Genomic DNA, 7,334 nt, shown 5'->3' on the forward strand with positions numbered 1-7,334 from the left:
GGTCAGCTCCAGGCTTGCTTACCGCAAGCCCCCGGCTTTAGCCGTGGGGTAGCTGGCCTCCTTCCGCCGCTGGCATGCTGGCGGTTCTGGTCGGGCCCAATGCCGAGTACATCCGGTGCATCCTCACCGCACTCTCAATTAGCTGGTCACGGAGGGATGTTGGCTCCAGCACCTCCGCGGAGCTTCCGAAGGTGCGAAGCCACGCCCGGAACTCCGACAGCCCAGAGACGTAGTCAGCTAGCACATAGGTGCCGTCACTTGCGCGAGCAAGTGTCGCGGATGGCCTTGCGGCCACTTCAGCCCGGAGTCTGGCGATTACGTTCATCTCATCGTAGAACCGCACTCTGACACGAGTTGGCTCGTCGGCGTACACTCCCCAGATCGGCGCCATGTAGCTCGCAAGGTCAAAGCCGTCCGGATAGGTGAAAGCCTCATCCGTCATAACGAGGGCGCGGATCCGGTCGACCCGGAAGTGGCGGATTTCGTGCGACCGCCGGCAGAACGCGATCAGGTACCAGGCGTCGTGGAACCAGTAATACACCAGGCCGAGTGGTTCCACCTCTCGGCGAGACTCCTCCTGGGCACCCTGCTTGCGGTAGACCATTCGGACAACTCGTTGCTCCAAAGAGGCATACTCCAGAGTCTGAACCTGAGTGAGGACAGCGGGATCGGATTTTCCCGCCCGACCCTTGATGTATCTTCGGCTCGCAGCACGCCGGGCACGGCGGACTGCCTTCACGATTCCCTCGGATGCCCCGGGAGCCACCGCAGCCAGGAGTTTCTCTCGAATGGACTCTGCGGCACGCCTGTCTGCCACGGATTCGGGTGCCACTTCAATGGCCCGGACTGCCGCTATCAACTCCTCGGGGGTCAGCGAGAACTTGGGCATGAAGGCGGTGCCGAGTGAGTATCCGGGTCCGGCCTCCGGTGGAGCCTGGACGAATCCGAGTGATTCGAGGTAGTCCAGGTCCCGCCGGACGGTTCGTTCATCCGCTGAGAACTCCCGGCCGGGTCCGTTGAGGTAGGCGACTATCCTGGTGAGTGTCGCGGGACGATCACAGAGGCACGTGAGAATCGTGAGCCTTCGCATGGCCGCGGGAGTGGAGCGCGAAGCGAACCTGACTGCCCCGGCCAACCGGAGCAGATCACCGTCGATTCTGACGTCGGTCCCGACTGCGCGCAGCGTGCCGAGGTCTCGTGCCAAGGTCCGGCTGCACACACCGAACCTTTCCAGCACGTCGCGAACGCGGCATTTCCCGCCGGACGAGGAGATCATCTCGATGAGCTGGACGAGCCTTCTTTCCCTTTTGGATGACACTTCCCACCACCCGGGCTGGTATTCGACATCATGCGGGCTCGTCCCTCTCGATCTCAGTTCGCGCGAACTCGCGCATCTTACGCCTGGCCCTGCATATTGCGTTGTCCACTGCCTTTTGTGACAGGCCCAGGGCCTGACCAATCTCGGCGTAAGTCTCGCCGAGTGCGAGCCTTCGCATGACCGAGGCCTCGGTCGGGGTGAGTGCCGCCCTGGCGACTCGCCAGACTCGCTGGACACGGTCGTGCACCATCAGTGTCTCCAGGGGATCACAGACCGTCCGGTCGGGAACCGCCTCGATGAACCTGCGATCGTCACCCAGGGGATCACCCCCCGGCCCCAACAGAGAGAGTGCGGCCGTGAGCATCTGGTTCTTGTATCGCCTTTCCTGCCTCGCGGTGCTCATGAGCCTGCGAGTCACACACATCTGGGCGAAGGCGAAGAAGCTGGAACGGGAGGTATCGTAGGCGCGAGCCGCTGCCCAAAACCCCAGCCGTGCCTCCTGAAGAAGGTCGTCGCGGCCCAGTCCGCGGCTGCAGTAAGGCTCCACCCACTTGTGGAGCGCCCGACGGAACCGCAGTAGAAGGCATTCGAAGGCTTCGTCCGATGAAGTCTCCTGGAACACCCGAATCAGCTCGGTGTTGGACAGGGCGGACAGATCCGACACGGAACACACCCCCAGATGTCATGGTCCTGGCAGAAGCCGAGGACATATTAACATCCGGGGGCGGCACCGATTTGTCAGTAGTCAAGTTCTCAGGATGCTGCGAGAGCCAAGGCACACTCAAGCCGCTTCTTTGTGATCTGGCAACCCAGGGCATACTGCCCCACAAGGGTACCGGTCATCTGGTGAGCGCTCGCGTGGCATCCTCCGCTGCACAGAAACCTCGCCCAACACGTCGCGCACGCGGGCTTCGCGTAGATGTGGGCGTCCCCAAACGCTTCACCCACCTCCGGCTGGGTTATCCCGGACCAGACGTCCCCCATGACAAAACCTTCTCTTCCGACAAACTGATGGCACGGGTAGAGAATGCCGTCAGGAGTCACCGCGAGGTATTCACGCCCAGCCCCGCACCCGGAGAGGCGCTTGGCCAGACAAGGGCCGTGGGCGACATCGAGGTCGAAGTGGAAGAACCTGAACCCCCCTCCTCGCTCCCGCCTGGCGCGGATCTCCCGCACCAGGGTCTCGTAGGATTCAAACACGCAGGGTAGGTCTCGCTCGTCCAGGGCGTAAACGGAGTCTGCCGACACCACCACGGGTTCGAAGGAGATACTGGAGAAGCCCATGTCCGCCAGGAAGAGCACGTCCTGGGCGAAGTCTGGGTTACGGTGGGTGTAGGTGCCCCGCACGTAGTACTCGCCATCAGGGCGAGTGCGCACGAAGGCTGCGCAGTTCGCGGCCACTTGGCTGAACGTCGGCCCACCCGAAGCTGTCTTCCGGACGGGATCGTGAGTCTCGGGCCGGCCATCCAAGCTCAGCACCACGGCGATATCGTTCTCGTTCAGGAATTCGCCCACCCGGGTGTCGAGTCTCATGGCATTGGTGGTCAGGGTGAATTTGAGGATCTTCCCAGTCATGTTGGCGAGTCTCCGCCCGTGCGCGACTATGCTCTGGACCGCCTCCATGTTCAGAAGTGGTTCGCCTCCGAAGAAGTCGACGTCCAGGTGTCTCACTTCGCCGCTTATTGAGAATAGCAGGTCCAGGGCGGCCCGGCCGACCTCCGCGGGCATGAGCGATCTCTCGCCCCCGAACTTGCCAGTGCCTGCGAAACAGTAACCGCACCTCATGTCGCAGTCGTGCGCGACGTGCAGGCACATAGCTTTCACAACCCCCGGTCCCATGGTCTCGGGGAACGGGTCCGGGGCATCAGGGTCGGACAAAGTACCGTCCTCGAGAAGGGTCTCGATGTCCTCCAGCACCGCAGCCACCGCCTCCCGGGGCAGGTTCGAGGTGGCGCCCCCATGCTCGAGGGCCTCAAGCACCTCCCAGGCCGTATCGTCCAAAGCATGGATGCTGCCAGAAGGGACATCCAAAAGAAACCGGGCGCCCCCTACCTCGAACCGGTGCCAGTTTCGCTGGATCCCGGCCCGTGACGGGCGCCCATCGGCGATCCGGGGGACTGTTACTTCCTGCATGCCTGGTTGCCCAGGGTGCACGAGGTCTTGCACGCGGATTGGCAGGAAGTCTGGCACTCCTTGCATCCGCCGGTGGCCTTGGTCTTGGAGAGGTTCCCCGCAACGATCGTACGAATATGTCTGGTCTTGGTCTTCTCGCTCACATCGATTCCTCCACTCGACTCCGATTCGATTTAGAGTATACCACCACCGGTCGGGGATGCCAACTCATCCAGTGCGCCGGAGAGCAGCCTGATTGCGGCCTGAACATCACCGGCATCCACCATCTCTGAGGACGAGTGCACATACCTGCAGGGGATGGATATGGCTCCTGAAGGCACACCTTCTCTTGTCAGGTGAATCGCCCCCGCATCAGTGCCACCCCGGTCCAGCACTTCGATCTGGTAAGGTATGCCGTTCCGCTCTGCGAGGCCGATGAGGAAGTTCTTGACCCCTGGGTGCACAACGACGCTCGTGTCCTTGGCCTTGATGGCCACGCCCTTGCCCAAGCTCACCGGCATGGGCGCGGCTTCAGGAGTATCGCCCCAGGTGGTGACATCGACCGCAAGCCCAACGTGCGGATTGATTCCGTAGGCTGACGTCCTCGCCCCGCGCAGACCCAGTTCCTCCTGAACGGTGAAGACGACATACACCTCAGCCACGGCGGGTCGGATCCTTTTCATCGCTTCGATGGCGACTGCGCACCCCACCCGGTCGTCCATGGACTTCGCCACCATCCGCTCCCCCAAGTCAACGAAGTCATGACGGTAACCCGCAGCGTCCCCGATGCGGACCCGGGATTCTGCGTCGGCCCGGTCGCGCGCCCCGATGTCGATGAAGAGCTTCTCGATCTTTATGTCCTTGATGTCATCGACCTTCTCCGAGCCTATCACTCCGGTGGTCCCATTGGCGAATGTGACCCTCTCGCCGACCAGCGTGTGAGGAACGAAACCGCCTGCGGGCGAGAAACGGAGGAAGCCTTTGTCGTCTATGAACGAGACGACGAGCCCGATCTCGTCCATGTGCGCGGACACCATGATTCTCTTCGGTTCCTCGGGCGGGTTGCCTCTCGGACCGACTTTGCAGATCAGGTTTCCGATAGCGTCCACGCGGAGGTCATCCACGTAAGGCGCGACCTCCGCCTCGATCACCTCACGTATGTGATCCTCAGACCCCGCGGGGCCGTACGTCTCGACGAGCTTTCTGATGAGTCCTTTCAAACGGGCCATCCCCTTTCATCCAGGCTCGCGAGGAACCGCCCCACGAGCGCAGCGTGGTTCGCGAAGTCTTTGGTGCTCATCACAGAGACCGGAGAGTGTATGAACCGGCACGGGATCGACAGGACCCCGGTCGGTATCCCCTCGCCTGTCTGGTGAATCTTCCCCGCGTCAGTACCTCCCGTGATCGACCGCTTGAACTGGTATGGGATCCCAGAGGCTTCAGCCACTTCGACGAGGCGACTCACTATGCGCCGATCCGCTACGACAGACTTGTCCCTGTGTACGATGACGGGGCCGAGGCCGGGGATACTGGATCGCGCATGTTCAGGGGTCTTGGGCAGATCGTGAGCGGTGGTGCCGTCCAGCACTAGTGCCAGATCGGGCCGGATCGTGTGAGCCGCAACTCCCGCACCTCTGACCCCGGTTTCCTCCTGAGCAGTGAAAACCGCCCAGAGGTCGAAGTCATACCGAGTCCTCAAGGCCTCCACGAGCACGGCGCACCCTGCCCTGTCATCGAAACCTTTCCCCTTTATGAAGCCTTCTCCGATAGGCTCACACTTCGTGGCGAAGACAGCCTGCTCGCCTATGTTGACCATCTTCTTCGCGTCATCTTTGTCCTTCGCCCCTATGTCTATGAAGAGAGAGTTGACCTCGAGAGTCCGCTCCATCTCGTCTTTCTTCTGAAGGTGGACCGGTTTGGACCCTATGACCCCGGGATACTTGTTCCGCCCGACCAAAACGGTCTTGGATACTAGAACGCGCGGGTCGACGCCGCCGGCCGTCTTGAAGTGGAGCAGGCCTGAGGAATCGAATCCGACTACCATCAGCCCAACTTCGTCCATGTGAGCCGCAACCATCACTGACCGGCCGCCCCGGCGCCCGCGTTTGAGCACGATCAGGTTTCCGATTGGGTCCACCCGAATCTCGTCTGCAAACTCGCCGACCTCGGACCGGATGAGCCCCCGGACCTCGCCCTCCTGCCCGGGAATGCCTGCTGCTTCGCTGAGCCTCGTTAGAAGCACGTCAATCCCTCCAGGAACCGGGAGTCCACTGAGCTCGCGAAGTACGCCAACAGTTGCCCGGTTTTCTTTATGTCCGAAAGGGCCACAGTCTCCACGGAGGTGTGCATGTATCGGAGAGGCACCGATAGAAGCCCGGTGGCCACCCCGGACCTAGTCATCTGCATTGCGTAGGCGTCGGTGCCATAAGGCTCGGGGCTGGCCTCCAGCTGATAACAGATTCCCCGTTCCTCCGCGATTTCCCGGAACTTCTCGAATACCTTTGGGTGAACCGATGGGCCGATCCCGATGGCGGGTCCTCCCCCGATCTTGATGCTCTCGTGTTCCGCAACTCCTGGCATGTCGCCATGGCCTACGTCAACTGCAATCCCGACGTCCGGCATGATTCCGAAAGTGGCCGTGATGCCTCCGCCGTAGCTCACCTCCTCCTGAACCGTGGCCACGAAGTAGACATCACAAGGGTGTGACAGACGGGAAAGTTCACGTGCGCACTCCAGCATCGCCGCCACCCCCGCCCGGTCGTCAAAAGACTTCCCCGCAAGACGTTCCCCGGCAAGCTCAACCACAGATCGCCGGAAACTCACCACGTCGCCTACGTTGACGACCTGGGCGAGCTGATCCCGAGATAGCCCGCAGTCGACCGCGAGATCCTCCCATTTCCAGGACTTGTCCTTGTCCGCCGGGTCCTGCAGGTGCGGAGGAATTGCCCCAATCACGCCTGGGATATCGCGCCTGCCGTGCACTATTACTTCCATGGACGGGAGGATGCGCCGGTCCACCCCCCCTACTCTGCTAACCCTGAGGAACCCCTCCGGCTCCACCGATGTGACAATCATCCCGATCTCGTCCGTGTGCGCCGCGATCATGAGTTTGGGTCTCGGGTCGGGACCGGACCCCTGCTTCCTCATGATCACGCTTCCAAGCGCGTCCTGCCTAACATCGTCCACTAGCCCGGCAAATATGTCGCGAACAATCGTGAAGATGGTCGCCTCGTAGCCTGACACTCCCGGAGCCTCGGAGAGCCGCGCAAGACCCTGTTTGGTTTCCATCGGCCGTCCCCTTTCAGCGGAAAGCGGCCTCTCTCGGGCCACCTGCCCGGAAAGCCGCCCTGCCAGATGTTATTCGCCGTGTTATAGGAACATCCTTCTATTTACACCGCGGCAATCCTGCGCGGGCGCTTGCGCCTGAGGGCCCGGAGAATCCCGGGGAGGGCGAGCCGGGCGGCTTTCCGGCCTGTCTCTATACATTCAGGTATCCTGCTCGTGTCTGTGAGGGCGACGTTGTAGAGCCTGGGCTTGATCACCACATCAGCGTAGTTAATGAGCACGTAGTCGGACACTTCCTCACCCAGAACATCCAGGGCCTGGGAGACTACGGAAGGCAGGTCTGTGACCTTGGCATCGGCCTGCCCTGTGTACCCGAGATCCACTGCAATCACATAGCCGCACCCCATCTCCCGCAGCACCTTGGCCGGGACAGGTTCCCGCACCGCGCCATCAACCAGGTATCTTCCATTCCATTCTTTCCACAAGAACACCCCCGGGATACTGCATGACGCACGGACCGCCTCACTCACCGGCGCATCTGCGAAGATTGTCTGCTTGACGGCTCTTGCGGCCCGGACCTCGGAGGTGAATACGATCTTATCACCGGTATGAAGGTCTA

General features: G+C 61.7%; 8 protein-coding genes. All 8 read right to left on the reverse strand.

The genetic code is table 11. The features are described from left to right. Positions 1-37 precede the first annotated feature (37 nt). Complete coding sequence (locus NUW23_00330; GenBank protein MCR4424627.1) at positions 38-1,318, reverse strand: WYL domain-containing protein; 1,281 nt, start codon at positions 1,316-1,318, stop codon at positions 38-40. A 28-nt stretch (positions 1,319-1,346) separates the two neighbouring features. Next, positions 1,347-1,982, reverse strand: a complete 636-nt coding sequence (locus tag NUW23_00335; GenBank protein MCR4424628.1) for a sigma-70 family RNA polymerase sigma factor — start codon at positions 1,980-1,982, stop codon at positions 1,347-1,349. Between the two features lie 89 nt (positions 1,983-2,071). Continuing rightward, a complete protein-coding gene (gene scfB, locus NUW23_00340; GenBank protein ID MCR4424629.1) occupies positions 2,072-3,451 on the reverse strand; it encodes a thioether cross-link-forming SCIFF peptide maturase in 1,380 nt (459 codons plus the stop codon). Continuing rightward, positions 3,439-3,594: a six-cysteine ranthipeptide SCIFF gene (gene scfA, locus NUW23_00345; GenBank protein ID MCR4424630.1), complete on the reverse strand. Its 156-nt coding sequence runs from the start codon at positions 3,592-3,594 to the stop codon at positions 3,439-3,441. Before scfA ends, scfB begins: the two co-directional genes overlap by 13 nt. A gap of 30 nt (positions 3,595-3,624) precedes the next feature. Then, complete coding sequence (locus NUW23_00350) at positions 3,625-4,659, reverse strand: M42 family metallopeptidase (GenBank protein MCR4424631.1); 1,035 nt, start codon at positions 4,657-4,659, stop codon at positions 3,625-3,627. Continuing rightward, positions 4,647-5,672 carry a M42 family metallopeptidase gene (locus NUW23_00355; protein ID MCR4424632.1) on the reverse strand — a complete coding sequence of 342 codons (1,026 nt, stop codon included), beginning with the start codon at positions 5,670-5,672 and terminating at the stop codon, positions 4,647-4,649. The genes NUW23_00350 and NUW23_00355 overlap by 13 nt, the downstream gene beginning before the upstream one ends. Beyond that, positions 5,663-6,718 (reverse strand): M20/M25/M40 family metallo-hydrolase, encoded by a 1,056-nt coding sequence (locus NUW23_00360; GenBank protein ID MCR4424633.1) that lies wholly within the window; start codon positions 6,716-6,718, stop codon positions 5,663-5,665. The genes NUW23_00355 and NUW23_00360 overlap by 10 nt, the downstream gene beginning before the upstream one ends. A gap of 101 nt (positions 6,719-6,819) precedes the next feature. Next, positions 6,820-7,334 (reverse strand): patatin-like phospholipase family protein (locus NUW23_00365; protein ID MCR4424634.1); only part of this gene is annotated, 515 nt, incomplete at its 5' end.

It is taken from the genome of Bacillota bacterium (genome assembly GCA_024655925.1).
Taxonomy (GTDB): domain Bacteria; phylum Bacillota; class DTU025; order DTU025; family JANLFS01; genus JANLFS01.

Bases quoted from the DNA above. Each gene is read 5' to 3' on its own strand.
- scfB (MCR4424629.1), bottom strand. From the start codon at position 3,451: ATGCAGGAAGTAACAGTCCCCCGGATCGCCGATGGGCGCCCGTCACGG.
- NUW23_00350 (MCR4424631.1), bottom strand. From the start codon at position 4,659: ATGGCCCGTTTGAAAGGACTCATCAGAAAGCTCGTCGAGACGTACGGC.
- NUW23_00360 (MCR4424633.1), bottom strand. From the start codon at position 6,718: ATGGAAACCAAACAGGGTCTTGCGCGGCTCTCCGAGGCTCCGGGAGTG.